Raw genomic sequence first — 1090 nt, 5'->3', positions numbered from 1 at the left:
GCGCGTACTGATGACAAAACTCAATAAAAAAGGCTCAATGTACTGCATCAAGCCTTTATTTATCCTTGATTAATTATTCTATTTTTTTAAGCGTGCTAATAAGTCGCTAGGCGTAATGTAGCCTATCTGATTCCCATTTTTTAATTGCCCAAATAGATTTAAATCAGCAAGGCGTTTCAAATCTTTTCGTGCGGTGTTTTCGGTTATGTCATACTCTCTACTTATTTCCTTAGCTGTAAAAATAGCCCCCGTTTCTTTTGATGCTTTTTGTAGTAGCTGCACTTGTCTATCATTTAGTTTAGGTGTAACGCTTGTTGTAAATTGTGCAATAGCAGCACTAAAGGCTTTGAAATTGTTTTGTTTATCACTGATATATTTTTCTAAATCGGTAATTGCTCTTTGAATAATTTCCGCTTGATAGTAAAGAAAATAAGTTAAATCTAAATCGTCAGTTTCTGTGTACAGATATGCGCGCGCATACTTAGCTGGTGCTTCTTTCAGTAACCGACTGATAGAAATATATTCAAACAACCAGTAGCCATTTTTTAGCATAAACCAATAAAACAAGGCACGTGCGGTTCTGCCGTTACCATCTCCGAAAGGGTGGATAAATCCAACAAGAAAATGAAGTATCATTGCTTTAATTACGGGATGAATAAATTCTGCATCTATGCCGTTGTGATTGGTGTTAGCAAAATCACAAAGGGATTGCATTAAATTGGGTAAATCTGTTGATTTAGGCGGTTGATAAATGATATTTCCGTCATAATCTGCAATAAAGATTTCATCATCCCCCCTTAATTCGCCCGCTATTGCATTATTTTCTATTGCTTGTAGTGTTGCTGTCCTGTGAAGCTTTAAAATCATTTCCATTGAAAGCGGGGTGTTTTTTAATGCGATCGCTTGTTTCATTAAGTGGTAGTTATTGGCAATCATCATTTCATCTTTATTGCTTGGTTTCCGCGCTTTCTCTAGCATTTCTTTAGCTACTTTACGCGTAGTTACCGCCCCCTCAAGTTGTGCGGACGTTATCGCCTCTTCCATAATGAGTGATTTTAACAAGAATCTATTCTGCTCGCTTTGGCTTAAC

The 1090-nt window shown here is 36.8% G+C and carries 1 protein-coding gene; it reads right to left on the bottom strand.

Features of this window, described 5'->3' with window-relative positions:
- Positions 1 to 78: 78 nt before the first annotated feature.
- On the bottom strand, positions 79 to 1090 hold a 1012-nt coding region (locus ACXVWP_RS11080; RefSeq protein ID WP_289902541.1), incomplete at its 5' end, for a Fic family protein.

This window comes from Haemophilus sp. SZY H56 (genome assembly GCF_054332415.1).
Note: the sequence above shows the minus strand (reverse complement) of the source record. Positions and strands in the feature narration are given on the sequence as shown.